This is a genomic window from Vibrio sp. 704, from assembly GCF_033339295.1.
This window is the reverse complement of sequence record NZ_JAWOUH010000002.1, coordinates 152,511-177,329: the sequence shown is the minus strand read 5'-3', so window position 1 is coordinate 177,329 and position 24,819 is coordinate 152,511. Positions and strand designations below refer to the sequence as shown.

The 24,819-nt window shown below is 46.0% G+C and carries 23 protein-coding genes and 1 riboswitch; of the genes, 8 read left to right on the top strand and 15 right to left on the bottom strand.

Features of this window, described 5'->3' with window-relative positions:
- Positions 1-101: 101 nt before the first annotated feature.
- Positions 102-974 (top strand): patatin family protein, encoded by an 873-nt coding sequence (locus R7R24_RS04740; RefSeq protein ID WP_005374891.1) that lies wholly within the window; start codon positions 102-104, stop codon positions 972-974.
- 53 nt (positions 975-1,027) lie between these two features.
- On the opposite strand, the gene gbpA is transcribed toward R7R24_RS04740, so the two are convergent.
- The 3 genes from gbpA to R7R24_RS04725 form a co-directional block, all read right to left on the bottom strand.
- Positions 1,028-2,491, bottom strand: coding sequence for an N-acetylglucosamine-binding protein GbpA (gene gbpA, locus R7R24_RS04735; protein ID WP_054579380.1), 1,464 nt, complete (start codon positions 2,489-2,491; stop codon positions 1,028-1,030).
- A 98-nt stretch (positions 2,492-2,589) separates the two neighbouring features.
- Positions 2,590-2,690, bottom strand: a riboswitch (cyclic di-GMP riboswitch).
- Positions 2,691-2,962: 272 nt separating this feature from the next.
- Positions 2,963-3,463 carry a fasciclin domain-containing protein gene (locus R7R24_RS04730; RefSeq protein ID WP_054579379.1) on the bottom strand — a complete coding sequence of 167 codons (501 nt, stop codon included), beginning with the start codon at positions 3,461-3,463 and terminating at the stop codon, positions 2,963-2,965.
- Between the two features lie 80 nt (positions 3,464-3,543).
- Positions 3,544-5,025, bottom strand: a complete 1,482-nt coding sequence (locus R7R24_RS04725) for a cryptochrome/deoxyribodipyrimidine photo-lyase family protein (RefSeq protein ID WP_206946687.1) — start codon at positions 5,023-5,025, stop codon at positions 3,544-3,546.
- Positions 5,026-5,133: 108 nt separating this feature from the next.
- On the opposite strand from R7R24_RS04725, the gene R7R24_RS04720 reads away from it, so the two are divergent.
- Complete coding sequence (locus tag R7R24_RS04720; protein ID WP_005374898.1) at positions 5,134-5,439, top strand: DUF6482 family protein; 306 nt, start codon at positions 5,134-5,136, stop codon at positions 5,437-5,439.
- A gap of 68 nt (positions 5,440-5,507) precedes the next feature.
- On the opposite strand, the gene R7R24_RS04715 is transcribed toward R7R24_RS04720, so the two are convergent.
- Together R7R24_RS04715 and R7R24_RS04710 are read right to left on the bottom strand one after the other, a co-directional pair.
- Entirely contained in the window at positions 5,508-6,488 is a 981-nt protein-coding gene (locus tag R7R24_RS04715; RefSeq protein WP_047102398.1) for a rhodanese-related sulfurtransferase, read from the bottom strand.
- 463 nt (positions 6,489-6,951) lie between these two features.
- Positions 6,952-8,247, bottom strand: coding sequence for an alpha/beta fold hydrolase (locus tag R7R24_RS04710; protein ID WP_047102397.1), 1,296 nt, complete (start codon positions 8,245-8,247; stop codon positions 6,952-6,954).
- 210 nt (positions 8,248-8,457) lie between these two features.
- Between R7R24_RS04710 and R7R24_RS04705 the strand changes: the two genes are divergently transcribed.
- Complete coding sequence (locus tag R7R24_RS04705) at positions 8,458-9,615, top strand: D-alanyl-D-alanine carboxypeptidase family protein (RefSeq protein WP_054579377.1); 1,158 nt, start codon at positions 8,458-8,460, stop codon at positions 9,613-9,615.
- A gap of 103 nt (positions 9,616-9,718) precedes the next feature.
- Here R7R24_RS04705 and R7R24_RS04700 read toward each other — a convergent pair whose 3' ends face one another.
- Together R7R24_RS04700 and R7R24_RS04695 are read right to left on the bottom strand one after the other, a co-directional pair.
- The gene (locus R7R24_RS04700) at positions 9,719-12,376 is read right to left on the bottom strand and encodes an alpha-amylase family glycosyl hydrolase (protein WP_054579376.1); all 2,658 of its coding nucleotides are present in this window, start codon (positions 12,374-12,376) and stop codon (positions 9,719-9,721) included.
- 129 nt (positions 12,377-12,505) lie between these two features.
- Positions 12,506-13,969, bottom strand: a complete 1,464-nt coding sequence (locus R7R24_RS04695; protein ID WP_191116021.1) for a helix-turn-helix transcriptional regulator — start codon at positions 13,967-13,969, stop codon at positions 12,506-12,508.
- Positions 13,970-14,136: 167 nt separating this feature from the next.
- Here R7R24_RS04695 and R7R24_RS04690 point away from each other — a divergent pair, with 167 nt between their 5' ends.
- Positions 14,137-14,790 carry an oxygen-insensitive NAD(P)H-dependent nitroreductase NfsB gene (locus R7R24_RS04690; protein WP_005384588.1) on the top strand — a complete coding sequence of 218 codons (654 nt, stop codon included), beginning with the start codon at positions 14,137-14,139 and terminating at the stop codon, positions 14,788-14,790.
- A gap of 69 nt (positions 14,791-14,859) precedes the next feature.
- Entirely contained in the window at positions 14,860-15,150 is a 291-nt protein-coding gene (locus tag R7R24_RS04685) for a putative quinol monooxygenase (protein WP_005374925.1), read from the top strand.
- On the opposite strand, the gene R7R24_RS04680 is transcribed toward R7R24_RS04685, so the two are convergent.
- Positions 15,147-16,070, bottom strand: a complete 924-nt coding sequence (locus tag R7R24_RS04680) for a LysR family transcriptional regulator (protein WP_025768616.1) — start codon at positions 16,068-16,070, stop codon at positions 15,147-15,149. The two genes, R7R24_RS04685 and R7R24_RS04680, sit on opposite strands and share 4 nt — an antisense overlap.
- A gap of 132 nt (positions 16,071-16,202) precedes the next feature.
- On the opposite strand from R7R24_RS04680, the gene R7R24_RS04675 reads away from it, so the two are divergent.
- Positions 16,203-16,421 carry a VF530 family DNA-binding protein gene (locus tag R7R24_RS04675; RefSeq protein WP_054579375.1) on the top strand — a complete coding sequence of 73 codons (219 nt, stop codon included), beginning with the start codon at positions 16,203-16,205 and terminating at the stop codon, positions 16,419-16,421.
- Between the two features lie 791 nt (positions 16,422-17,212).
- On the opposite strand, the gene R7R24_RS04670 is transcribed toward R7R24_RS04675, so the two are convergent.
- Positions 17,213-17,665 (bottom strand): acyl-CoA thioesterase, encoded by a 453-nt coding sequence (locus tag R7R24_RS04670; RefSeq protein WP_005374933.1) that lies wholly within the window; start codon positions 17,663-17,665, stop codon positions 17,213-17,215.
- 210 nt (positions 17,666-17,875) lie between these two features.
- Between R7R24_RS04670 and R7R24_RS04665 the strand changes: the two genes are divergently transcribed.
- Together R7R24_RS04665 and R7R24_RS04660 are read left to right on the top strand one after the other, a co-directional pair.
- Positions 17,876-18,640, top strand: a complete 765-nt coding sequence (locus R7R24_RS04665) for a ferredoxin--NADP reductase (protein ID WP_005374935.1) — start codon at positions 17,876-17,878, stop codon at positions 18,638-18,640.
- Positions 18,641-18,820: 180 nt separating this feature from the next.
- Positions 18,821-19,267, top strand: coding sequence for an RDD family protein (locus R7R24_RS04660; protein WP_025768614.1), 447 nt, complete (start codon positions 18,821-18,823; stop codon positions 19,265-19,267).
- Positions 19,268-19,327: 60 nt separating this feature from the next.
- On the opposite strand, the gene R7R24_RS04655 is transcribed toward R7R24_RS04660, so the two are convergent.
- The 6 genes from R7R24_RS04655 to R7R24_RS04630 all read right to left on the bottom strand — a co-directional run bounded on the left by R7R24_RS04655 (position 19,328) and on the right by R7R24_RS04630 (position 24,811).
- Entirely contained in the window at positions 19,328-19,999 is a 672-nt protein-coding gene (locus R7R24_RS04655) for a DUF2057 domain-containing protein (RefSeq protein WP_017634411.1), read from the bottom strand.
- Positions 20,000-20,215: 216 nt separating this feature from the next.
- Complete coding sequence (locus R7R24_RS04650) at positions 20,216-21,364, bottom strand: AI-2E family transporter (protein ID WP_005386936.1); 1,149 nt, start codon at positions 21,362-21,364, stop codon at positions 20,216-20,218.
- A complete protein-coding gene (locus R7R24_RS04645; protein WP_017634413.1) occupies positions 21,357-22,043 on the bottom strand; it encodes a potassium channel family protein in 687 nt (228 codons plus the stop codon). The genes R7R24_RS04650 and R7R24_RS04645 overlap by 8 nt, the downstream gene beginning before the upstream one ends.
- 16 nt (positions 22,044-22,059) lie before the next feature.
- Positions 22,060-22,950 carry an HlyD family secretion protein gene (locus R7R24_RS04640; RefSeq protein ID WP_025768613.1) on the bottom strand — a complete coding sequence of 297 codons (891 nt, stop codon included), beginning with the start codon at positions 22,948-22,950 and terminating at the stop codon, positions 22,060-22,062.
- Between the two features lie 11 nt (positions 22,951-22,961).
- Complete coding sequence (locus R7R24_RS04635) at positions 22,962-23,165, bottom strand: DUF1656 domain-containing protein (protein ID WP_005374946.1); 204 nt, start codon at positions 23,163-23,165, stop codon at positions 22,962-22,964.
- Positions 23,165-24,811: a TolC family protein gene (locus R7R24_RS04630; RefSeq protein WP_191116022.1), complete on the bottom strand. Its 1,647-nt coding sequence runs from the start codon at positions 24,809-24,811 to the stop codon at positions 23,165-23,167. The genes R7R24_RS04635 and R7R24_RS04630 overlap by 1 nt, the downstream gene beginning before the upstream one ends.
- Positions 24,812-24,819: the final 8 nt, after the last annotated feature.

Sequence of the window (24,819 nt, the reverse complement as noted above, 5' to 3'; positions counted from 1 at the left end):
GAGAGAAATAAATAGACTTCACCTATTTCAATAATAAGAATATTCAATTGTTGTGATTGCACGAATTTCATTACTCTTTTGGCAAGGAGAATGGGGGAAATATGGCAACAAAAGCAATTGTAGTAGAAGGTGGCGCGATGCGAGGCGTCTTCGCAAGCGGAGTGTTAGATGCGTTTTTAGAGCAGAGTTATAAACCGTTTGATTTTGCAATCGGTGTATCTGCTGGTGCATCAAATTTGATTGGGTATTTGACCGACTACCCGCATCGCAGTATTAACGTCATTACTAAGCTGGCCACAAGCAAACGCTTTTTTGACCCAACTCGCTTCGTTAAAGGTGGGGACCTCATCGATGTGAAGTGGCTGTTTGAAGAATCTAATCGCTTGTATCCCGTCGATGAAAATAAACTGTTTAATGGCGTTCCTTTTCTCGCAGCGACAACAAATGTAGATACAGGGCAGGCAGATTATTACCGCGTGACACGTGATAATTTTCACCATGCGATTGAAGCGACAACAGCATTACCGATTGCCTACAAGCATACCCCTTGTTTTTCTGGCGGTTGTTATACCGATGGTGGGGTCGCTGATTCTATCCCAGTGCGTGAGGCTTATCGTCGAGGGGCTCGCGACATAACCGTAGTACTCTCTCACCCGCTGAATTATGCCAAAAAGCCAGTTAAGACCACATGGCTGATGAAGAAACTGTTTGCGGAGCACCCCAAAATGGCGGATGCGATGTTAAGACGTGCAGATAACTATAATCAATCATTAGAGTTTATTCGTAACCCTCCACCAGGAACACATGTTAGGGTGATTGCCCCACCAGATAATTTTCATGTTCAGCGCTTATCAATGCGACAATCCGTTTTACTAGAAGGGTATGAAATGGGGCTGATTGAGGGGCGAGCGCATCTCACTAGTTTATCTGGTGTTCATGGTTTAGACCGGGAAAGCTGTCATTTTTGCGTTTGATTATAAAAGAGCCTCATCGTGAGGCTCTTTTTACTTAACGTTCAAAGGGTGATTTAGTTGACTTTATCCCAAGCCATCTCCCAGTGTGAACCTATTCCAGGCTCGTAATGATTTGCGCTTTCTTTCCACTGCATACAGTAACCAGAGTATGGGAAAGGTTTACATTGATAAATGCCCCCGTCGCTGGCAAGCACTTTTGTGCCCGCCGTGTAGCTAGATAGTCCTTCAGGGAAGACAAAATCGTACTCATCAGATGGTGGTGGAGTAACTGACTCTTCTTTTAAGTGAAAGTCGAGTGTTTGCTGATCCACCAAGTTGCCATCTTTATCCTTAATACGTGTTACGAGCATATGGTGACCCGGCTCCGATTTACTTAAAGCGAGCGATATCGCCTCTACCGAGCCGTCTTTCATTTCGTTTGCCCAACTTGCAAGTGGCTCGCGATGGTGATTGTAAACGGTGAGTTCTGCATTTAAATCGCCTTCAGCAGTTAGTGTCAGATCCAACGTTGTCGGTGTTGACTCAATGATATATTCGTCTGCTAAGCCATCTACTGTGAGTGAGTATTCTGGAACAGGAGTTTCAATGTTATAGCCGATCTCTACTCGCTCAAGGCCGCTATTTGCTTGCAGATACACCGGATTAGTACCATAAACAGGAGTGAATTTATCCTCTGCATACTGCCCGGCTTGCAGTTTTGCTTGTTCTTGGTTTAGCTTAGTCGCGAGTGCGTAAGACCAGTTTTTCGCTTGGCCCATTGCTGCATCGGTAATTTCTAGTTCAGTTCTATACGCCACGTTTTCACCTGCTTGATCAAATACGCGTGTATAAACCGAATCCCCAATATTTAAATCCATTGTAGGAATAATTTGACCGCCTTGCTTCCAATCTGGAATAACGGGACTGTCACCATCAAATTTCACATCGATCACGTTATAAAATGAGGCTGCAGTGTCGCCAACATCCCATACTGCCAGGATGACATGGTATCCCTCGCGAGTAGGCACATTACATTGATGGCTTACCTGTTTCGGGGGTTGAACCATATTGCCGTCGACGACACAGAAAGGAGTTAGATCAAAAGAGTCTCGTGATAGTGAAGCGTTTGGGTTCCAATCAGGCTTGGTGATGTAATATTTCCAGTCGCGCGTCACGTGGTTAGCGGTAAATGTCCATTCAAAAGTTTGTGTACCTGCTTGAATAGGGCGTTTTACCCAACGGTCGGCAGTTTGCTCATCAAGGGCAGCTGCTAAAGCGGTTTCGGCACTCGCTATTTTACCATCGCGAGGCCCTGTTTCGGGAAAGCCATCAGGGCCTTCAACGCTTTGCGGTTCATATTGAATCGCACCGCAGTTATTATTTTTTTCGTTAGTATCTGGCGATGGATACTTACATAGTGCCGAGCGACTTGCAGCGACACCACCATTGGTTTCTGATACATAACCGTGAGCCGCAGCACCTGAGCTAATGCTTGCAAGTGCTAACGCGAGTACGGATTTGGTTGGAAATGATTTCATCACATGTCCTCTGTTATGGCTGACAAACTAATGTCACACCCCGGCGCATGCTGAGCATAAAGCAACGCTACAGAAATTGGACTTCTGTAACACTGAGTCATGGTAACCCCGCTATCATGAGCATTCTTTTAGATTTTTAAATGCTGACAGACCGGAAGCTTTGCGTCCCACCCTTTCGAATGGTTTGCCGAAATGTGATTGAGCAGCCAAAATTTAGCTTAAGAATTTACATGTGGAAAAGTAAACGTCACTGACATGGAATCCTGTTCTCAAATTGAAAGATAACGATATCTTAACCTCGTCAATATTATGCAGTATCGTATTGCAAGATATTGATTTTAATTTTGTTTTTATCTTATTAATAATCATGGAGAATGAATGGAGGTTTGTTGGGGATAAATGGAGAGGAATCGTGCTAAGGGTGGAAGAAGTTCTGTCTAAAGGGCGGAGTGTACCGCCCTCTGGATGGTGTTATTTCGGCATAATGACAGTATCAATCACGTGAATGACACCGTTTTTAGCTTTCACATCGGTTGCGATGACATTTGCATCGTTAACCATGACTTTATCGCCCATGGTTTTAATCATCACATCTTGCCCCTGAACCGTAGTCGCTTTGTCTAGCTTAACAAAATCGGCAGCCATCACTTTCCCTGGGACGACGTGATAAGTCAAAACAGATACTAACTTGTCTTTGTTTTCCGGCATTAAGAGCATGTCGACTGTGCCGTCTGGCAGTTTTGCAAAAGCGTCATCCGTTGGTGCAAAAACAGTAAATGGGCCTTCCCCTTTGAGAGTGTCAACCAGGCCCGCTGCTTTCACCGCAGCAACAAGCGTATTGAAAGAGCCATTTTCAGCGGCAACGTCGACAATATCGGCTTTCATCATGCCATGCTCATGAGCCTTGACGGGAAGCATAAAAGATAATGTCGCCATCAGTGTCGCCGCGATAACTAAGATACGTTTGAACATAATGTGTTCCTTACTAGTTGAGGGTACAACGGGTTCCCTGGAGTGTGTTTGCATTTGTACGCATCGTGATTGAAAGATGATCATCGCGTCCTACTTTCTTTTGAGGGTCTAACATGTCGCGCAAGAATTCGTCTGCCTTCTTGTTTCACATCAGCTCGTTTCCGCCACGTCCATAAGCGCTCTCTTGCTGCCTTAGCTGCTTTGTCTGGTGCGATAAAAGGTGCAAGGTAACGGCTATCTGGCTGCAATTGATACATGACAGCTTCCATCTGGGTCATTGTCCAGGGCTCGAATAAAAGAGGGGGAGGAACCATTTGTAACTCAGGTACCCACTTGTAGATGAACGTACCGTTAGGATCATGTTCTTGGGCTTGCTTGATCGGATTATAAATACGGATTGTGTTAGTCCCGGTTACTCCTGCTTGCATTTGGAATTGTGGGTAATGAATTCCAGGCTCAAAGTCGAGAAACAGTTGCGCTAAATGCGTTACACCTACTCGCCAATCCATGTTCATGTGGTGAGTAAGAAAGCTAACCAGCATGGCACGCATGCGAAAGTTAATGTAACCAGTGTGGTGCAAACAGCGCATGCAGGCATCAATCAAAGGTACGCCAGTATGCCCGGATTTCCATGCTGCTAACTTTTCTTCATCGAAAGTACTACTTTGTCTAATCAATGGTTCGTAAGCCCGATTAACGCAGTAAAACTCCATGTCGTATTCCGATTCGAATTTTTGGATGAAGTGACAGTGCCAATGAAGCCGTGAAGACAATGCAATTAAGCTGCGACGAAATCCAGCGACTTGCCAGTGTTTCAAAAGGTATTGATAAACTTCACGCAAGGATATGTTACCCCAAGCGAGGTATGGAGAAAGTCGAGTACAGGCTGTGCGTGAGGCTGTGGGACTAGAAATACTTCGATAGTAATCACGACCTCGACGATGGAAAAAGTCCTCTAGTGTTTTCCAAGCGAGCCGGCTTCCTCCCGTTTGCATTCCTTTGCATTTTGATAGCCAGGATGATGGTGGCGAAAACGAACAGCCGAGAGCTTCTGCATCCAATGAATGCAATAAGTCGGTTTGGAGCTCAATAGGGCTTATTGAGGCTCTCATGATAGAGTCCCAATGTTTGTCCCAACCTTGCCGGTTTATTGCACCTCTGATTACAGCACCGTGTTCGAATTCAAACCAGTCGATGTTCTGCTCATACAGCCAAGCGGCAACTTGTCGGTCTCGTTCAAAGGTGCAGTTGAGTCCTATTTCTTGGTGAGAAAAAACAGCGTTGATTTGATATTGCGCTTGAATTGATTGGAAACATGCTAAGGCATCGTCAAACAGCACCGTGATTCGATGCCCATACGCTTTGAGCGTTTCATCCATGTCTTGCAGTGATTGCCAAACAAATCGCCAGTGGCGCTCAGAATAGTGTGGGTTGTTCAATAGCAATGGTTCAACAATATACAAAAGCACAGTTGGGTGCTTTGTTGATAATGCTTGAGTTAGTGGTTGATGGTCAGTCAGCCTTAAATCTCGCTTTAACCACACGACATTGATTGTTTGCATCGGAATCCTCTTTGTTTCCGATGTTGTACGCAAGTAAACCGAAGAAATCTCATCCAATGATCGGTTTTATTCTACAAAACGTAGAGGTAACTTTCAGGGAGGTGACACATGGCAATACCATTGAGTAAGTTACAAAAATACTTCTATGTAGACAAATTGGTCATTCATTCGCTTGATCTCGCATTGTACCAGGCATCTGTCGTGATTGATGGAGAAGCGCAATTTATCACTGATGACAACGGTATCTTTTTGAGGGCTCATTCCCTGATCGAGATGCAAAAGAAGTGCAGGAATATCAAAGCAAATAAGCAGGTTCTAGTGCATCAAAGTGCTTATGATGAAATGGTGGGGCTACCCGAAGGCAAAAGAGACAATCAACTAGAGGTATTGGTGAGGGATACAAAATTGTATTGAAAGAGTATTGGTGCGTAGTAAAAGCGAGCCACCTTACGGCAGCTCGCTAAATATAAGGAGAGTTGGGCTTAGTCTTGTTTACGCTGCGCTTCTTTTTGCGCGTACTTAGCGGCACGTCGGGCTTCTCTTTGCTTGGCACTTTCACCACCAACATGCTGCTCGCCTCGCTGCTCTGCAAGAACAACTTGTTTTTCACGCTCGCGGAATCGAGCAATTTGTTCTTCTGAGTGTGTGCCGTGACATTTTGGACAGCTCACGCCTTGCTCGAACAATTCTGACTGTTTGTCTTCTTCAGTGATCGGTAGACGACAAGCGTTACATAAATCGTAATCTGCTTTTTCTAGCTGGTGGTTCACTGCAACACGACCGTCAAATACGTAACAATCGCCTTCCCACATGCTCTCTTCTTGAGGAACTTCTTCAAGATATTTAAGAATGCCGCCTTCTAGGTGGTAGACCTCATCAAAGCCCTGTTCTTTCATGTAAGCCGTTGATTTTTCGCAGCGGATACCACCGGTACAGAACATCGCAACTTTCTTGTGTTTTGCCGGGTCCATGTTTTCTTTTACATAGTCTGGGAATTCACGAAAGGTTTCAGTATTTGGGTTTACAGCGCCTTTGAATGTCCCGATCTCGATTTCGTAATCATTACGTGTATCGACAACAAACACTTCAGGATCAGCAATAAGATCGTTCCACTCTTGAGGTTTCACGTAAGTACCCACTACGTGGCGAGGGTCTATACCTTCAACACCTAATGTTACGATCTCTTTTTTCAGTTTCACTTTGGTGCGATTGAATGGCTGGGTCTCAGAATACGACTCTTTGTATACGGTGCCAGTCAAACGAGGTTCGTTGTTTAGCCACTCCAGTAGCGTATCAATACCTGCACGATCAGATGCAACAGTACCGTTGATACCTTCACTTGCCAGTAGTAATGTTCCGCGAATATGGTGTTTTTCCATCAACGCAAATAATGGCTCGCGTAGCTCTTGATAGTTATTCAGCTCAACAAACTTGTACAGCGCACAAACTACATACTGACTCATGAGGTTTCCTTTAAAAATACAGGTGGTCAACGACCTTAAAATTTTAGCGGCACGAAGTATACCTGACTAAACCAGTCGGAAATACGGACAAATTATACGGATATTATGAGTAGGCGGGGCCTGGCGGTCTTTGATAGGGGGAGCATGTCCGCAGGTGAAGCCGCTATGTGTTCAAATTATAAGCATTAATTATAGTGGGTTAGGTAGGTTGGGGCCGATACTTTTGGTTTAAATTTATGCTGTTATTCTGTTTTAGGCCCTTCAAAAAAGTTAGGCGCAAGAAGCACCAAATAATCACCGGAGTCATTGACAAGGAAAGGACATGTCGCAGTTTTATACATGAGGTGGTGAGGGATAAAGGTTTAGGGACAAAGAGTGAATGACTGATCGCCATTGTTCATAAACTGCTATAAACGCCTTTTCACCAAATACTGAAAAGGCGTTTTTCTAACGTCTGCCGTGCTTATTTCAACGTAGCTGCGGTCTGTTTGCCCATGGCTATGAGCCTGTCGAGAATACGTTCACCGTCGGCACGCAAACCGTTGTGCTCGTACTCGTTGGTGATCCACGCTTTTGAATTTGGGATTAACGCGAGCGTCTCTCGGCTGATATCCATTTCAACAAACATATCATCGGCGTAAACGGCGCAACTGACAGGCACTTTATTTTGAGCCAATTGTGTTTGATCGTACAGCGCAGCCCAATCTTCTTTCGCGGCCAATATTTCTGCGGCGTCTTTTAGTGGCTTGAGGTTAACGTATTGGTCGAACATCCATGGGAAGACCATTTCCCCCGTAAAGTAAAATGGCTTGCCAGATTCATAATTAAACTCTGATCGGGTTTGGCGAACGCGGTGCGCACTCCAATTCGACGCGAAGCTTTGACAGTAAATCGATTCATGCAAAATGGCGTAGATCGGGTTGGTTTGGAAGTTTTGCTGCGCCAACATATCGTTTAAGAACTCATAACGAAGTTGTGGTTTGCCGTTCACTTCAATCAACGCGCTTTCTAGCCAATAGTAAGTTGGTAAGAAAGTATCACTCACACCAAAGTTGATGCCGATTTGTTGAAATTGCTCCACCGTGAAGCGTTGACCATTTGGTAGGTACTCTTCATTTTCCAGCAAGTGATTCGCAATGTTTTGGCAAAGTTGTTGCGCACTTGGAAATTGTTGGAAGAACGCTTGGTTTTTCTCCATGGTGCGTTTGAAAGTGGCTTCATACACATCGTCGGCATGACGTGAGACTGATGGCACGCCACCTGTGATGTAGCTTTGTAGCAAGCTATCTGGGAACAAAGACAAATAGGTGAGGGAGCAAAACCCACCAAAGCTTTGACCTAAGATCGCCCATTTTTCGACGCCAAATTGCTCACGAATGTATTCCGCGTCGCGCACGATGTTATCCGCTCGGAAGTGGCTCAAGTAGTCTGCTTGTTGCTCTGGCGTGAGGTGAGCAAGCGTCTGGTGATTAATTACGCTGCTGTTGCCCGTACCGCGCTGGTCGAGAAGTAAAACTCGGTACTCTTGCAGGGCGCGTTTTACCCAGCCGTTATTGCCGTTTTGACGTGGAGAAGGAAAGCCAGGCCCGCCCTGAAAGTAAACCAACCAAGGTTTGGTCGATTCTTCATCGCCAACTAGGCAAACCGAACGGGCGAAGACTTCAATGGTGCCTTTGCTCGCGTCTTGGTAATCCAGAGGAACGGTAAAACTGTGGGGAGTGTAATGCAATCCTGCGTCGATAAATGATTGAGCGTTCATTGTTATCTTTATTTCCTTATTGAGGGGTAGCGCTACTTTACTGCGAATGGCGCGAAGAACCAATGCTATTTCCCAATTGCCTCTTCAGTTCTATACCTTGGTCAAATCAATGTAAGTTCAAGAAAATGAAACGATTAGCGACTGGTGCAACTGATTGAGTGAGCTATGCTCAATAGAGTTGCGACAAAGTAAGAGCATGGAGGAAGTCGGATGAAAGTGTCACTGGCTCGATGGACAATTGTGACTTGTTTAATAAGCGTACCTACTTTTGCCGTTGTTACGCCTAACCCACCTCAGTTACAGGCAAAAGGCTACGTATTAATGGACTTTCAATCCGGTGCCATTATTGCCGAGCATAACGGGCGAGCAGGCCTTGCTCCGGCGAGTTTAACCAAGTTGATGACCGCTTATGTAGTTGGACAAGAAATCAAAGCGGGGCGTTTGAATTGGGATGATGTTGTCACCGTGAGCGAAAACGCGTGGTCGGCCAAGTTTCCCGGTTCTTCTAAAATGTTCATCAAACCGAAAGATGAAATTAGTGTTGCGAACTTAATGCGCGGCGTGATCATCCAATCAGGAAATGATGCGTGTGTTGCACTGGCTGAGCATGTTGCAGGCAGTGAACGCGGCTTTGTCGCCTTGATGAATGGTTGGGCGGAGAAATTAGGACTGCAAGACACCTATTTTGTGAACTCCCATGGTCTTGATAGTGATGGCATCCAAACCTCACCAACCGATATGGCAAAACTCATGCAGTCGATCATCAGCGATGTTCCTGATGTGTATGCGCTATACAGTGAGAAAGTCTTCAAGTGGAACGACATTACACAGTACAACCGCAATAAATTGCTGTGGGACAATTCCATTGATGTCGACGGGGGAAAAACCGGCTACACCAGCAATGCGGGATACAGCTTGGTGAGTTCGGCCAAAGAAGGAAGAATGCGCCTTATCTCGGTGGTGATGGGCACGCCAAGTAAACAGGCTCGGATCAGCCAATCGAAGAATCTACTCAGCTATGGTTTTCGTTTTTATGACACCAAGCAAGTTGCTAAGCAGGGCCAAGTTGAGTCTAAAGTTCGCGTTTGGAAGGGTAATGCCAATCAAGTTGAGGCGATCTTCGCTAAAGATGCCTATCTCACTCTGCCTCGTTCAATGACGGCTGGGCTTGATAAGAGTGTGGTGTTAAATGAACCGTTGATTGCGCCGATAGCACAAGGGGATGAGATTGGTAAGGTCGTTTGGAAAAGCGATGACAGTACCGTGGCGAGTTATCCCTTGGTCAGCAGCCAAGCGGTGGAAGAGGGCTCGTGGATTGGGAAGTTATGGGACAGTTTGGTGCTGTGGGTGAAGTCTCTGTTTAACTAGCGCAAGGGTGAGTTTCGCGATAGTGATTTCAGAATTTCAGAAAAAGAAAAGCAGCTCGAAGGTGAGCTGCTTTTTGCGTTCGCGTTTATTGTGGTTTCAGTGATTATTCAGACAAGGTGATGATTGGTAAGTCATCCCAAATCTTACTTTCATCCGATGCGCCACCGGAGAAGTTCCAAGGGCCTTTGTCTTGCTCTAGCGGACGGTAAGTTGCTGAAAGACCGTCTAAGTCCCAAGTCGTGACATAGAAGCGGATACCATCGAGCGAATCTGGGCGGCCTAGTGCATCGCTAGCAAAGTCCATCGAAATGGTGTTGTTGGCTTTGTCTACCGTGACCATTGGTGCTGGTGTCACCGCTTCACCCCATGTTGTCGCGTTTGCGCCTTGAGTGTTGTAAATCGAACTTTGCCAGCCGAAGACCACGGCATTGCGACTCCATGTTCCGCTTGGCATAGAAGCGTTGATCTTAGGCAGTTCCGTTAGGTTGGTTGCCGCTTCTTCCGGTAAATCAATGAAGATGGTGAAACCAACGTGGTCAAATCCATTTGGCGGCAACCAAGTATCGGTGATCTTGTCCATGGTGAAGGTCAAGCGCACGTTACTGCCGACGGTAAATACCTCAGCTTTGTTGATTGCGAGTTGGCTATTGTTTTTATCGAATGTTGGATCCGTTGGTAGCGAATAGTTACCGTTAGGACCGCCCATGCCATCTTGCGCATCACCCGCGTCATCAATAGTGTCGTCTGGCATGTTTGACCAGCTTAAGTCCGACACAAAGTTAACATCTTCAATGCCAGCTTTTTTCTCAGTAGAATAAATCGCGAAGCGGTGTTGTTGTTCGCCAATTGCAAAGTGACGAGTCGACAGCGTGACACTAAACTGACCATCAGCGCCTGCAGTAATGGCTTGCGCTGTTTCTAAGTTACCATCGACGACAAGGTTCAACTTCTCGTTGGCGTTCGCACTACCCGCGATAACAATATCACCAGTGATGGTTTTTCCTTCCCAATCCTGCGCCAGTTGGATGTTGAGGTCTGGGGTATCTACCGATTGGGTATCGTTAGTTTTAGAGTAAATCACGGCAGATTTGGCTGGTAGCTCAAGGGTTACGTGACCGTTTTCATCTGCGATTAACTGCTCTGGAGCGTCTACCCAGTTCGACATGATTTGTTGTTTGAAGACGGTGCCACCAACTTGTTCTACATCGAGTTGGTTCATCAACATCGGCGAGTTGGATGTATTCATCACAACCAAGACTTCGTCGTTATCCAACGTTCGAGTAAAGGCGAACACGCCCGCGCCCACTTTATCGCTGCCAATCACTTTTATTTCACCACGTGTCATGACTTTGTTTTCAGTGCGTAGCTTGGCAAGTTCTTGAATAAACAAGTACATCTCACTGTTTTGGTCGAATGAATCTACGTAGTCGCCGTCTTCACGGTAACCGCCAGCAAACATCGCATCGCGCGCTGCTGGCATCGCTTGCTCTGTACCTTGGTAAATCACAGGAATGCCCGGTACGCTCATCATGGTGATCAGTGCTTGTTTCATGTCATTCACGCTACCTTGCGACAGAAAACGTGGCATGTCGTGATTATCAATGAAGTTCGGCATGATGTATGGATTCGGGAACATCTCCATCATCTTCTCAAGACGGAAACGTAAATAGTCGGTCGGTTGCCCTGATGCAAATACGCGCGTCATGGTTGCTTGCAATGGGAAGTTCAGTACCGAGGTTAGCTGTTTCGGCGAGCCACTTTCACCGATGTAAGTCAGCATCTTCTCTTCGCCTTCGGTGTGGTAAGGCGTAGATGTTTCGAAGACTTCACCAAAGGTGAGGAAGTTATCGCGACCAGTATCAACCGCTTGAGTCATCACACCATCGTCGGCGTGCAGGAAGTCGTTCCAGAAATCGTGCTCTACAAACTTCACGGTATCGATACGGAAACCGTCAACGCCAACTTCTCGGATCCATTTTCGGTAGCTCTCTTTTAGATAAGCGCGTACTTCAGGATCGGACGTATTTAGGTCATCCAGATCCGACAGTTGCCAGGTTTTTTCTTGTACCGGATCGTTGTGGTCGGTGATGGTTGGCGTCCAGTGGTAGCTGCCTGTGCCGTCTGTTTTACACTCGTTCATGTTGAGTGGGTACGGCAGTTCTTGCCCGGCGGGTAGCGCATTTTTAATCAAACGGAAGCCTTGGCAAGGTAGGCTTGGATCATAACTGTAAGGATCATTGTAGGTGAAGAAGTTGCCTACATGGTTGGTCACGATGTCCTGAATTAAGAACATGTTACGCGCATGCACTTCGCGTGCTAACGCTTGGTAGCTTTCCATGTCACCAAAGTGCTCATCCACTTTTTGGAAGTCACGCGCCCAGTAACCGTGGTAGCCACCATAGTTTTGTTCTGCATCCCACCATTGGTTTGCCACTGGCGGAGTAATCCAGATCGATGTGGCACCGAGAGTTTCGATGTAGCTTAACTTATCACTCACGCCAACGAGGTCGCCGCCGCTGAACTTTTTATCCGAAGTCGGATCGAATTCGTTTTGCCCTTGATCATTAAGAGCGCTGTCGCCGTCGTTAAAACGGTCGATCATCAGGAAGTAAATGATTTGATCTTGCCAATCAGGAGATGCCACGTGGCTGCCTGTATCGACTGGTGCGGTTTCGTCGCTTCCACAGCCAGAAAGAGCTAGAGCGATCGATAAAGGAAGTATTTTTATTTTATTCATTGAGTTAGGTAGAGTTTCAAACACGGTCTTTGCCTCCGTTATGCAGCAATGCAGAAACGATAAAGCAAAGGTTTGAAATTGAGAGTGTCATTTCACGCCAAAAAAGACGTGATATGATGTCACGAAGAGACGATTTTGATCTGACCGACAGTTTTAATTGAGCGGTTGCACAATAGGATATTGTATCGGGTAATGCTCTTTCGCGAGCTCGTTGTCGGATTCATCATAAAGGCGGAAACGGCACTGCTTTGCAGTTTGAGTGAGCGATAATTGCAGCACCCAACAAGCATAATGTAGCGAGTGTTGGGTCAAGCGCATTACGTGAGGTGTAGGGGCATCATCGACGTAACAGTCAATCCTCGCAACGTTTTCAAGTCGGCATGCCAGTTCGACAAAGAGCGTGTATTGCGCCCCAATATTAATAAGCTGTCGAGTCGGGACAATGTATTCCGTTGCGCCAATTAAAAGCCCCTTAGAAACCACGTAATCACGCTGGTGGTTATTCTCAATGTAACGTTCCCCATCGACTTCATAACAAAGGCGAAAGGTAAGGGGGTGCGCTACCGGAAGTTCGGTCGTTGCCCAGAGTTCGATGCCATGACTTAAAAAGCGCTCGAAGAAGGCGGGATAGCGCCGCCATGCACCATCACGGTCTCGACACTCAACTGAGACCACTTTTTCAAACGCAATATTATCTACTTCCATCCAGATTCTACCGACGGGTTGGTCAATGTCGTTATCGGCTAAAGTATTCGCTTTGGCGTAGTACAAGCGGATGGGTTGGTTGTTGAGATGAGTGCGGTTATCTAAGCACTGCTGGCGATATTGCATGGGTGAAAACGGATACCAACGACGAAAAGTGCGGTGAAAGTTCGAAGGTTCTTCATAACCAAGTTGATAGGCGATTTGCTGCGTTGTGAGTTGGGTGTCGGCAAGCAAAGTGAGTGCTTGCTTTCTTTTAGCGAAATCAACGCATTGAGAGTAGCTCATTTGCTTTTCTTGCAGTCGACGTTGCAAGGTGCGTTTGGAGACGCCCAGTTGCCTTGCCGCTTGCTCTAACTTGAGCGCGTAATTACTGTTTTTGATGAACAAGGCGTTCAAAACACTCAGCAATTCTGGCTGTTCAATTGGTTGGTGAGAAAGCAGCAAATAAACATGTTTCACCAGTTCAAACACGCTTGAACTGGTTTTAGAATCTCGCGTTTCCCCTAGAAAAATATCGGCCGCGAGTGGATTGCTGGCTTGAACTTGTACTTGTATTGATTCACTTAGCTCAAGCGTCTCCAACTGCATTTTGAGCAAGCCAAACACCGACTCCGCCCAATTTGGCATATCGGCTGTTCTGCATTCTACTTGCAGATGGATTTGGGCATCACCATGTTGAAATGTGACGTACAAACGGCGGTCGAATAATGAGACACTTTTACTCCACCAAAGCAGCCCTTCCTGGAGGTTAGGCGCTTCTTTCAACATCATGCATTGCAAGGCCACCAACTTCTCAATGTGCCAATATTCGCCGGCAATTCGAAGGTGATTGTGACCGAGCTTTTTGCACAGAAAGGATGTAATAACGTTATCTTGAGGCAGCATGAGTTGAGTTTGGTTGCGAGCAAACATGCATTATTGCCGAAAAGATGAAGAAATTCAGTGAGAACGCTCAAAGCCTTTCTTATCGTTTTATTTTCAAATTTATTTTGAAAATGTTTTTAATCGAAATCGGTTTTTCCCTTTATCTCATGAGGTTATGCTGTTACTCAGCTTAAACTCATTAATTGGAGAGCCTCATGGATATCGTACAAGCTGCAAAATCTCGTTACTCAACGAAAGTGTTTGACCCAACGCGCAAGCTATCTCAAGAAAAAATCGATGCAGTTAAAGAGCTGATTCGTTTTAGTCCATCGAGTGTGAACTCTCAACCTTGGCATTTCATTCTGGCAAGCACAGAAGAAGGCAAACAGCGCATCGCTAAAGCGGCGCAAGAGAACTACGCATTTAACGCAGCGAAGATTCTCAACGCTTCTCACGTATTGGTGTTTTGTGCGAAAACAGGCATTGATAACGACTACATTGAAGCGCTAATGGTGCAAGAAGAAAAAGATGGTCGATTCCCAACTGAAGAAGCGAAAGCGGCTGTACGCGGTGGTCGTAGCTACTTTGTGAACATGCACCGTTTTGATCTGAAAGATGCAAACCATTGGATGGAGAAACAAGTTTACCTCAACGTGGGTACGTTGCTGTTGGGTGCTTCGACGTTAGAAATCGATGCAGTGCCAATTGAAGGGTTTGATCCCAAAGTGCTGGATGAAGAATTTGGCTTGCGTGAAAAAGGTTACACCAGCGTTGTAATCGTGCCGCTTGGCTACCACGCGGAAGATGACTTCAACGCGAAAACGCCAAAGTCTCGCTGGGACGCAGAAACCGTATTCACCGAGATCTAATTCGAGCTTACTTGCAGGTGACGTAGAACCTTGTAATCAATATATAAATCGGAAAAGAGTGATAAAACGATGATCCACTTAGTCGCAGAAGTGAAAGCCTATCCAGACAGTAAGGATCAGGTGGTGAATTTGCTTGCTGGTTTACTAGAGCCAACTCGCAAAGAAGAAGGCTGTTGCCAATACGAGTTGTATCTCGACGAAAAAGTTGATGGCCTATTTATGTTCCAAGAAATCTGGGCATCGCAAGAGGCCTTGGATAAGCATTTGCAAAGCCCGCATATGGCGACGTTTCTTGAAACATTGGAAGAGAACGATTGGGTTGAATATACCCAGATTCGTCCTCTTCGATTTATCGCCTAATGACAGAAGGTTGCCAGCACGTTGGCGCGTTGCTGGCAGCATTTTTGTTGGATAAAGTCGCGGAAAGTCCGAATCGTTGGCGTCAATAATCGACGATCGGCACATACCATGTAGAGCGGCACTGGGCCGCAATCCCACTCTGGTAACACTCGCACCAATCTTCCCTCGATTAAGTCTCGGCTGATGTCCATCAATGATTTATTCGCAATGCCTTTGCCTTTGATCGCTAACCGGTGTGGCAAGTCACTATCGTTGCTCAACAAGTTACCGCTGACCACGATTTGTTCTTTCTCGCTGCCACGCGTGAGCGTCCATTTGTTGTAGACCGAATCCGCGACCATGTAGCACAAGCAATTGTGTTGCGTTAAATCGGCAGGAGAGGTGAGTTCTGGATGTGTAGCTACGTACTCTGGCGATGCACATAATATCCGTTCGTTTGACCCACACAATGCCAATACGACCAGATTGGAGTCGGCCGGTTCGCCGTAGCGAATCGCAATATCGACAGGCTTGGTATACATATCCGTCAAGCTATCGGACAGCTCTAGTTTAATGGAAACATTTGGGTAGAGATCGATGAACTCATCCACCCAATCGAGCAACATATTGCGACCAAAATCGGAGGGTGCAGTAATGTGCAGCTGACCAGACAACTCCCCGCGCGCACTTGAGATCTGATCCAACCCCTCTTGCAATGTTGCCAACGCTTGCGTGGTTTTGTCTAAAAACAGTTCGCCCTCTGAGGTTAAACGCAGGCTTCGGGTGGAACGCACAAACAACGGGAAACCGATTTGCCCTTCAAGACGCTTAATCGATGCGCTAATGGCGGCAGGTGTCATGTCCATGCTGTTAGCGGCTTTTGAAAAGCTGCCTTGGCGCGCGGTTTCGACAAAAATATTGAGGTCGTTGAGGGCTTTCATTGTGAAAAGGGCTTTTAAGAAGTTTGGGCTACTATAGGGGAGAGTCGTAGGTCAATTCAAGGTTAAAACATTAGGTTGCACGGCGAGTTTGAGTTAGATTAGCGCGCAACTTCACTTTACCGGATCAATAGCATGAGCCAACAGCAGCCGAATAACCCACTTCACGGGTTGAGTTTAGAGAAAATCGTCACCCGACTAGTTGAACACTTTGGTTGGAATGGCATGTATGAGCAGGTTCGTGTGAACTGTTTCAAGAAAGATCCTTCAATCAAATCGTCGCTGAAGTTCCTGCGTAAAACGCAATGGGCGCGGGACAAAGTCGAAGCGCTGTACATCGAGACATTCTGCTAACCGCTCTATGGTCTGCAGCAGCGGTAAGTAGATTCTTAGTCTCGCTTTGGCTCGCTAGAATGACGCAGCTTTTCTTATCGCGTAGGCTGGAAGAGTCGCGCTGCTGATGCGTCTTAAGCGAGATTTCGGATGGTCACTTAGGCTTATCTGGAATCGCTTTTTTAGATGGTTTTGTAGAGCTCAGAGCCAAACTCGAACTGTTATTCTGAACCGAGAGGAACGAGCGTGATTCAGAATTTACCCTCAGATTGTATTGAGTTTATTCATGGCTTTATGGTCTGCAGCAAGCGGTAAGTAGATTCTTAGTCTCGCTATGGCTCGCTAGAATGACGCAGCTTTTCTTATCGCGTAGGCTGGAAGAGTCGCTCTACTGATGCGTCTAAAGCGAGATTCCGGATGGTCAAATAGGCTCGTCTGGAATCGCTTTTTTAGATGGTTTTGTAGAGATCAGAGCCAAACTCGAACCGTCATTCTGAACAGCGAGGAACGAGCGTGATTCAGAATCTACTCTCAGATTGTATTGAGTTTATTCATGGCTTTATGGTCTGCAGCAAGCGGTAAGTAGATTCTTAGTCTCGCTATGGCTCGCTAGAATGACGTAGCTTTCTTATCGCGTAGGCTGGAAGAGTCGCGCTGCTGTTACGTTTAGCGAGGTTTCGAATGATTCACTTAGGCTCATTAGAATGACGCTAGTTTTCTTATTGCGTAAGTTGGAATGGTACCTCAGCATCATTCCCGATAGCGATGAAGGAGCGCTGTCGGGAACCTCGCCTTTAATCTCTCGTTTCTTGCTACTCCAAATGATGCGTACTACCCACGGTTCCTTCCAAGTCTAAAATCGACTGGCGAACGTGATCTGGAATCGCAGCTTTAACGTTGTTCTTAAAATCAAACATCACACCAGTGGCGGTCGCGATGGTCGCAATTTTCCCCCACTTCTTACTCAGCACTTGGTACTCCATTGTGATGCGATCTTCTTGCATGTCGATTACGCGAGAACCGACTAATAGCGTGTCTGGGTAAGTAACAGGCAATTTGTAGCGGCATTGAGTCTCGCTCAGTACTGGCCCAATTTGCGAGGTCTGCAGGTCGACCAGCAGGTTAATTTTGTTGAAGTAATCTAAACGTGCGGTCTCGAAGTAGCGAAAATAGACCACGTTATTAACGTGTTGCAGAGCATCCATTTCACCCCATGCGACTTTTATCTCTGTGATAACGGGAAAGTCCTTTAACAGTGTGTCCATTTCTATTGCTCCTTTTTCATCTGCTTTGCCACAAATTGCGACGCGACTTATCACTTTGAGCATTTATTCTAGATGTAATCATTTAATATGTAATAAAATTGTTTTTAAAATGTGAAATGAAATAGTGGTTTGATTATGTAAACTAGAAACTTTACATAATCGAGTTGAAGGCGTAAGTTTAACTAAGAGTAACCAGATAGGAGGTGTCTCATGATTGAACTCAAAGGTTTCAACCTCGCAAGAGTTGAGAAACGCATTGATTGGACAGGTGAGCTGTTCAGTTTGAGAATATCTGGCGCGCCTCTTTCATTTAAAGCTGGCCAATTCACCAAGCTTGCTTTGCTTGATGATGAAGGTAAGCCGATCAGCCGTGCTTACTCTGTGGTTAATGCGCCAAGCGAGCAATTCGATTGGTTGGAATTTCTAATAGTAGCCGACCCTCAAGGACAACTTTCTCCACGGCTCCAAAAGCTTAAATCTGGTGATAGCATTTATGTCGGTGCCACCGCACATGGCGATTTAATCCATGATTCTATTCCTAAACAGGCTCATGACCTGTGGCTGCTATCTACAGGTACGGGGATTGGACCGTTTTTGTCGCTGCTGGATGATATAAACTTACCGCCTCACAATGAACGCATTGTGCTGGTTCATGCCGTTCGTTTCGAAAAAGATCTGGTTTATAAATACCTAATTGAACAGCTTCAGCAACGATATGAAGGCAGATTAAAGTATATACCGATAGTTAGCAGGGAAGTGGTTGATGGTAAATTACAAGGCCGAATTCCTGAACTCATCGAATCGGGTTTACTGTCCAACGCCGCTGATGCGCCATTCTCAGCTCAGCGTAGCTTTGTCATGATGTGTGGGAATCCACAAATGATCAAAGATACCGTGCCCGTTTTACAAGAGCTAGGCTTGGAAAAGTATCGCCATCAAACTGGGGGAAATATCATTTACGAACGTTACTGGTAGCGTTTTGTTAAATTGATACGGTTATGCTCAAGATGTAATGATTACTTTTGAGATACGACCGCGATTTAGTATGTTCTTAGTTGAATATTATGTTGGCAATACCTAAACTGCGCTCACCATTGCGCGTCTGTACACTCAGTCATTCTCGCTTAACCAATTACATTGAGGTGACTGAAGTCCATGTATGCTTTTATCGCGAGCAAGCAACAGAGAATCATTGCTGGTTTTATCGACCTGCTCTTTACGATGGTGGTCGTGTTAATCATCGCATTGAGTATTAACTCTTTTCTTAACGACTTTCAGCTCTCTTTAGCAGATAACCTCACGCTTGTTCGTGAAACTCAGGCGTTTTACTTGCTTTCTTTACCAACGGTTTTAATGATCAACTGGAATGCATTGAGTCATGGGCAAACCATTGGTATGCGCATGATTGGTATTAAAGTTGTAATGAAAAATGATAGTAAGGCAACGAAAGTTACAGCAGGGTTAAGGCTTGTTATTAGCTACTTACTGGAGATGCTCATTCCGGGGATCCCGTTGGTAAATTTGGCATTGTTGTTCTTTCATCCGGAGCGACGTTTGTTGCATGACTTGATCGCCAATACTAAAGTTGTCCAAGTTTCCTAATTTTTTGATCGAAAAAGCCACGTGAAGTGGCTTTTTTAATATCGATAAAGTTAACCAGATTTACTGTTGATTAACATATTTCTTAAAGCGAGCTTTGGTTTCTGCGTCTGCTTTTTGGTACCAGAAGTGCAGCATCTCTTCAGCTGTCGAATCCGCTTTAACCGCAGTTGCTCTCACTTGCTTCATATCCGCAGGAACCTTTGCAGGAAGCGTGACTGGCTGCATGGTCGCTGCGCCAGCAAAAGCCACGGCTGCTGCACCGCCAGCTTGGTTATAATCTTCGATTTCACGTACGTAATCACGACCGATTTGCATACCCGGTTTGAGCAACTTGTCTTGGTCAACCGCGATTGCGTTGCCAGAATCATCAACCAGTTTCCAATCTAAGTCTTTGATCTTCTCTTCCGCATCACGTAGGTTGCGGTATTCTGGCATTTGTAGAGTGAGTTCGGCATTGGTCGCGTCAAATCGTGTAACGATAACATCGCTTTCAACACTTAAACGGTCATTACCTTGGTTGAAGTAAGGGGCGAAACGAAATACGACTTGGTTAAGGCCATCAGGTAACGTCAGTGTTCTTTCAGAGGCGAAAAAACCACCCGAAAGATCTGCTTTTTCACCGTTAGCCGCTAATACTGAAACGTTGTCAGGAACACTCACGGTTACATCTGCGAATGCCATGCCACTCATTGCGAGAGCAAGCGCACAAGTTAAAGGCTTGATCAATTTCATTGTTTTTATCCTAAGCAAATTAGTGGTCATCGAGAGTGCATCGTTCATTGCCCGATTGCAACTCCCAAGTGTAATAAGTATGAAAATTTAACAAGAACGTCATTTTTATCGCATTTATTACGACGAAACTGTGATCCAAATAGAATCAAACCGCTGAAATTCAGCGGTTTGATATCATAACTTATAGATTAAATTTCTTTCTAACTTATTGATTTATTAAATGCCAGCACCATGTCCAGGTTCTGATTGGTCATCAGAAGCGTCTTGTTGTTCTGCCATTTCTTCTTGCTGTTGTGCTTTCTCAATGCTCAACCACCAAACAAATAACTCATACCAAATTGCTAGGATAACGGCACCTAAGAACAGACCAACGATGCCGTAGAAAAGCATACCACCGATGGCACCGAGCAGAATCACAGGCATTGGCACGTCGACGCCACGTCCCATTAACATTGGTTTGAACAGGTTTTCAGAAAGAGCCGCAACTACGACCCAAACAGTAAACATGGTTGCTGTTGAGGTGTCTTGGGTCATGTACATGAAGCCAATCACAGGTAGCACTGCGAGCAACGCCGGGAGCTGAGCGATACATAAAATCATTAGAAGCAGTGTGAGTAAACCTGCTGCCGGAACGCCAAATACGAAGAAACCAGCACCGATCAACAGTGCTTGAATCGCCGCTACACCGACTACGCCAAGCAGTACGCTTTTAATTGTCGCAGCGATAAGCGTGGTCCAGCTTTTTGCGTTTTCACCAGCGGTTCGAATCGCGATGGTTCTTAAGCCTGATGCTGCAGATTCAGAGTACGTCATGAAACCTGCTGCAATCGCAAGTGACAAGATTGAAAGCAGTAAACTTCCCAATACGCCCCCCAGTGTACCCAGTAAAGATGTGAGCCCTGCCTTTATTTGTGGCATAAAGGTTTGAATCGCTTGTTCAAGATTAGTAGCGAATAGGGTCCACACTTCGTAGAGCTTATCACCCACGATAGGCCAATCCGCTACGGAAGGTTTTGGCCCTGGTATTTTCACTTGTCCATTTTGTAGTACTTCAAGCGCGTGCGTTGCACCATCCACAATGGAGCCTGATACCATAACAAGTGGCGTGACAAGGAGGGCAATACCAAGTAAAGCAATGGTTGTGGCTGCCAGACCTCTGCGACCACCATATACACGCTGCAATTTTTGGGTAAGCGGCATTAAAGCGACGGCTATAATAGCGCCCCAAATAACCGGAAGGATGAAGGGTTTGATGATGTCGTACGTAAACATCAGCAAGACAAAGATCAAGCCAATGCGTATTGCTGATTCCACCATATTACTGATGAAAAGCTTACTGTCGATTTTTACCGATTGTTTATCCATTTTTGTTTACCTGATGATCAATGTTAGAACTGACGAGACTTGAAACAACAATCGCCATATAAAAAACACCTGTGATGGCCTCTAAATACACCACGACTTGAGCCAGTGGTGTTAGAGGACTAATGTCGCCATAACCGAGCGTGGTTAAGGTAACGAAACTGAAATACGCTGCATTGGAGAAGTTCTGCCCCCAAGAAATCGCTTCCATACCGGTAAAGGCTTCAGGCGAAAACTCAAGCAGAATGAGGTAGGCAATCGCCCACATCAGACCAAGTAGCAAGAAAAGCGCTACCGAGCCAATGACTTTGTTGCTGTTGACATGGCCGGTGAAAAGAATCTGTCTTGCGATGGATTTAAAAGTGCCGAAAAAGAACGCAAAGGTGAGGGCAAGCATCACCACATTCATCTCTCTGATGTCGAAAACGGTCTTGATCACAATCACAAGAACCCAAACACCAAACAGGCTGTAGAGGAAACGAGACCAGGTTTTGTCAAAGCGAAGGCTCGCAAAACAGACGATAAACGTCAGAACCGTGAAAGCCTGAAGTATGTGTTCAATCGTCCCTTCACCTACGACTTGTGCCATCGCACTCCCTAGCAACAAAATCACTAGTGCTAAGGTTAGATAGAAGAAGTTGTTTTCTTCATTAATATTTTTGAGGTTTTTACCAATGACCATGGCTCTTCTCACTTAGTTATTGTTCACTTTCTGCGGATGACTCTTTCATCACCATGATGGACGCAGAAAGCCCGAATCGAAGATCAACATCTTCAGGAAGTTCTTGTAGGGAGATTCGCACCGGAATACGTTGTGCTAGGCGAATCCACTGAAAAACAGGGTTTACGTTTGGAAGAAGGTTGTAGCCGACCGTGCCGTCTTTGGGCGCAATACCCCAACCAATCGAGTCAACCGTCGCGTCAATTGGCGTGTCTGGGTGAGACATCAAAGTGACACGCGCTTGGCTGCCAGGTTCGATTTGCGCAAGTTGGTTTTCACGGAAGAAACCAAATACCCAAAAGCTGTTTTTGTCGATCAGTGCGAGCAGTGGTTGGTTTGCGACCGCTTGCGTACCGTTTCTAATATCGAGGTTAGATACAAAACCATCGACGGTCGCATAAACTTTGGTAAAGCTGAGATTAAGGCGTGCTGATTTTAGTTGCTCTTCTGCAGATTTGATTTGCAGTAGCGATTCTTCGTAAGCGATTTCACGACGAATCAGATCCTTGTGAGAAACCGCGCCGCGGTCTTTCGCGCGAATATCTTTAAGGCGGTCGTATTCGATTTTTTTACCGCGAGAGCTAACAATGGAGCGCTCCAGTGCTACTTCGGCTTGAGATAACGCAACTTCGTAAGTCGCAGGATCGATTTCAAACAGTAAATCGCCTGTTTTCACTTCTTGGTTGTCTTGCACCGCGACATTTACAATTGGGCCTGATACACGAGGAGCTACTTTGATGACGTTCGCGCGCACTTGGCCGTCGCGTGTCCAAGGGTTATTAAAATACTCTTCAAATTTTTGATAGCCGAGCCAAGCTGCGCCACCAAGAATGACAAGATTGAGTGCGATTACGAATAGTTTTTTCACTTGTTTGGCACCTAAAATTGAATGTAAAAGCTGTCGATGGCCACCACATAACCGACCATGATGGCAATAAACGTCAGAGACGGAAAAGCGATGAAGCGAGACAAACGTGTCTTGTTCAATATCATCACCGTTATCCACGTGGCCGTGACGGCGAGAAAGAGCACGAGTAGCGTAGGAGAAAAGTAAACGTCTCCCCAAGAGAGTTCATGAGGCATTACCGATCCTCCGTTTTGTTTTCATCACTGGTCTCAGCCGGAGTTTCGAGTCGCAAAGGCGGCAATACGCGGTTTTCTTCATTTAAATAACCATCCCAGTCAGTTCGTTCTGTCATTTGCTTGGCAATAGATTCACTGAGGAAGGGTTTGCCTGTTTGGGTTTGCCAGCCTCCACCGAGGGCTTTGTAGAGCGCGACAACTTGGTTCGCAACATTACCTTTGATCGTTGCGTAGCTGTCCTCTGCGCGGGTCATTTTCTCTACCGAGTTGAGCAGACGTTCAAAAGAGATTTGGCCGTTTTCGTACTGCGTCATGGAGATATTGAATGCACGAATGGAAGAGTTGACCGATTGCAAACGTAAATCTTTTTGCTGCAAATACAGGTCATACGCTTCGATTGCATTGGTGACTTCATTAACGGCTTGCAGCACTTTTTTGTTGTAGTTGGTCAGTGTTTCTTGGAAGCGAGCATCTTCGAAACGAATGTTATTTTTCACGCGTCCGTATTGGAAAATATTCCAACTGAACGTTGGGCCAACCACCATGGTGAGCGAATCGCTAAAACTGAAACTGCTGCCATCGGGAACCGTACTGTCGATACCGATGGAACCGAACAACGAAAAGCTTGGGTACAGAGCGGTTTCTGCCACGCCAATCTGCGCACTTTGCGCGCGAGCTTGCATCTCAGAGACTTGCAAATCCGGACGTCGCATCACTAAGTTAGCATCCACTTGCGTATCCAAAAGCGGTGGACGTGGCACAATGGAACGCTCGTCGGTGCCCGATAGCGCCGATTTTCTGCCCGTCGATTTGAACTGGGCTTCGTACTCAGCGATTTGCTTGTGCATCCCATCCGACTGTAGCAGTCGATCTACTTCTTCTGGTAACAGACCCAGTAGCAAAGCCAACACAGTACGTGATTGCTTCATTGCCACTTCGAGGCTCGGTAACGCTGCTTTGGTGGTGTAGAGTTGGTTTTTAGCTTGTTGAACGTCCAATTCTGTAACGTTGCCAGAGTCGAACTGCACCTGAGTAATACGTACGACACGCTCTTGAATCTCGATATTGCGGCGAGACAGCAAAATACGTTCTTGGAATGTGCGATAGTTGATGTAATTGCGCGCCACTTCGGCGGTTATGGTGACCATGATGTCGTGATACGATGCGATGGATGCGTAGTAACCCGCTTCTGCCGACTCAATTCCGCGAGCATACTTGCCCCAAACATCCATTTCCCAAGCAGCATCAAACGACAAAGTGGCGTTATTCACGCCCTGATCATTTACGTAGGCACGCGCTAGGTTTCCTGACACGGTTTGAACTTGTGGGTATTGCAAACCAGTCGAAATACCAAGCAATGAACGTGCTTGAACAATTCGTAGCCCTGCGGCTTCTAAATCGAGGTTTTGTTTGCTCGCCAACTCAACCAGCTGATTAAGAGTTGAGTCATTAAATTGCTGCCACCATTGTTGTAGCTGTTGCTCTGATTGCTGCGTATCTTTGGCTGCTGCTTTTTGCACCGACCAGTCACTTGGCAGTGGCGCCTGCTTTGGATGAACATAATCTGGTCCTACCGTGGTACACGCACTGAGTCCGAGCAAAGAAAGTATGGCGAGGCTTGGTTTGGTTAGTTTTGGAAGCATCATATCCCCAC

Coding starts and splice junctions, on each gene's coding strand:
- R7R24_RS04645 (WP_017634413.1), bottom strand. CDS start 22,043: ATGGTCATTGGTAAAAACCTCAAAAATATTAATGAAGAAAACAACTTC.
- R7R24_RS04660 (WP_025768614.1), top strand. CDS start 18,821: ATGTATGCTTTTATCGCGAGCAAGCAACAGAGAATCATTGCTGGTTTT.
- R7R24_RS04665 (WP_005374935.1), top strand. CDS start 17,876: ATGATTGAACTCAAAGGTTTCAACCTCGCAAGAGTTGAGAAACGCATT.
- R7R24_RS04695 (WP_191116021.1), bottom strand. CDS start 13,969: ATGTTTGCTCGCAACCAAACTCAACTCATGCTGCCTCAAGATAACGTT.
- R7R24_RS04670 (WP_005374933.1), bottom strand. CDS start 17,665: ATGGACACACTGTTAAAGGACTTTCCCGTTATCACAGAGATAAAAGTC.
- gbpA (WP_054579380.1), bottom strand. CDS start 2,491: ATGAAATCATTTCCAACCAAATCCGTACTCGCGTTAGCACTTGCAAGC.
- R7R24_RS04725 (WP_206946687.1), bottom strand. CDS start 5,025: ATGCAAACAATCAATGTCGTGTGGTTAAAGCGAGATTTAAGGCTGACT.
- R7R24_RS04675 (WP_054579375.1), top strand. CDS start 16,203: ATGAGCCAACAGCAGCCGAATAACCCACTTCACGGGTTGAGTTTAGAG.
- R7R24_RS04710 (WP_047102397.1), bottom strand. CDS start 8,247: ATGAACGCTCAATCATTTATCGACGCAGGATTGCATTACACTCCCCAC.
- R7R24_RS04630 (WP_191116022.1), bottom strand. CDS start 24,811: ATGATGCTTCCAAAACTAACCAAACCAAGCCTCGCCATACTTTCTTTG.
- R7R24_RS04655 (WP_017634411.1), bottom strand. CDS start 19,999: ATGAAATTGATCAAGCCTTTAACTTGTGCGCTTGCTCTCGCAATGAGT.
- R7R24_RS04680 (WP_025768616.1), bottom strand. CDS start 16,070: ATGAAAGCCCTCAACGACCTCAATATTTTTGTCGAAACCGCGCGCCAA.
- R7R24_RS04715 (WP_047102398.1), bottom strand. CDS start 6,488: ATGAGTCAGTATGTAGTTTGTGCGCTGTACAAGTTTGTTGAGCTGAAT.
- R7R24_RS04720 (WP_005374898.1), top strand. CDS start 5,134: ATGGCAATACCATTGAGTAAGTTACAAAAATACTTCTATGTAGACAAA.
- R7R24_RS04650 (WP_005386936.1), bottom strand. CDS start 21,364: ATGGATAAACAATCGGTAAAAATCGACAGTAAGCTTTTCATCAGTAAT.
- R7R24_RS04685 (WP_005374925.1), top strand. CDS start 14,860: ATGATCCACTTAGTCGCAGAAGTGAAAGCCTATCCAGACAGTAAGGAT.
- R7R24_RS04730 (WP_054579379.1), bottom strand. CDS start 3,463: ATGTTCAAACGTATCTTAGTTATCGCGGCGACACTGATGGCGACATTA.
- R7R24_RS04705 (WP_054579377.1), top strand. CDS start 8,458: ATGAAAGTGTCACTGGCTCGATGGACAATTGTGACTTGTTTAATAAGC.
- R7R24_RS04635 (WP_005374946.1), bottom strand. CDS start 23,165: ATGCCTCATGAACTCTCTTGGGGAGACGTTTACTTTTCTCCTACGCTA.
- R7R24_RS04740 (WP_005374891.1), top strand. CDS start 102: ATGGCAACAAAAGCAATTGTAGTAGAAGGTGGCGCGATGCGAGGCGTC.
- R7R24_RS04690 (WP_005384588.1), top strand. CDS start 14,137: ATGGATATCGTACAAGCTGCAAAATCTCGTTACTCAACGAAAGTGTTT.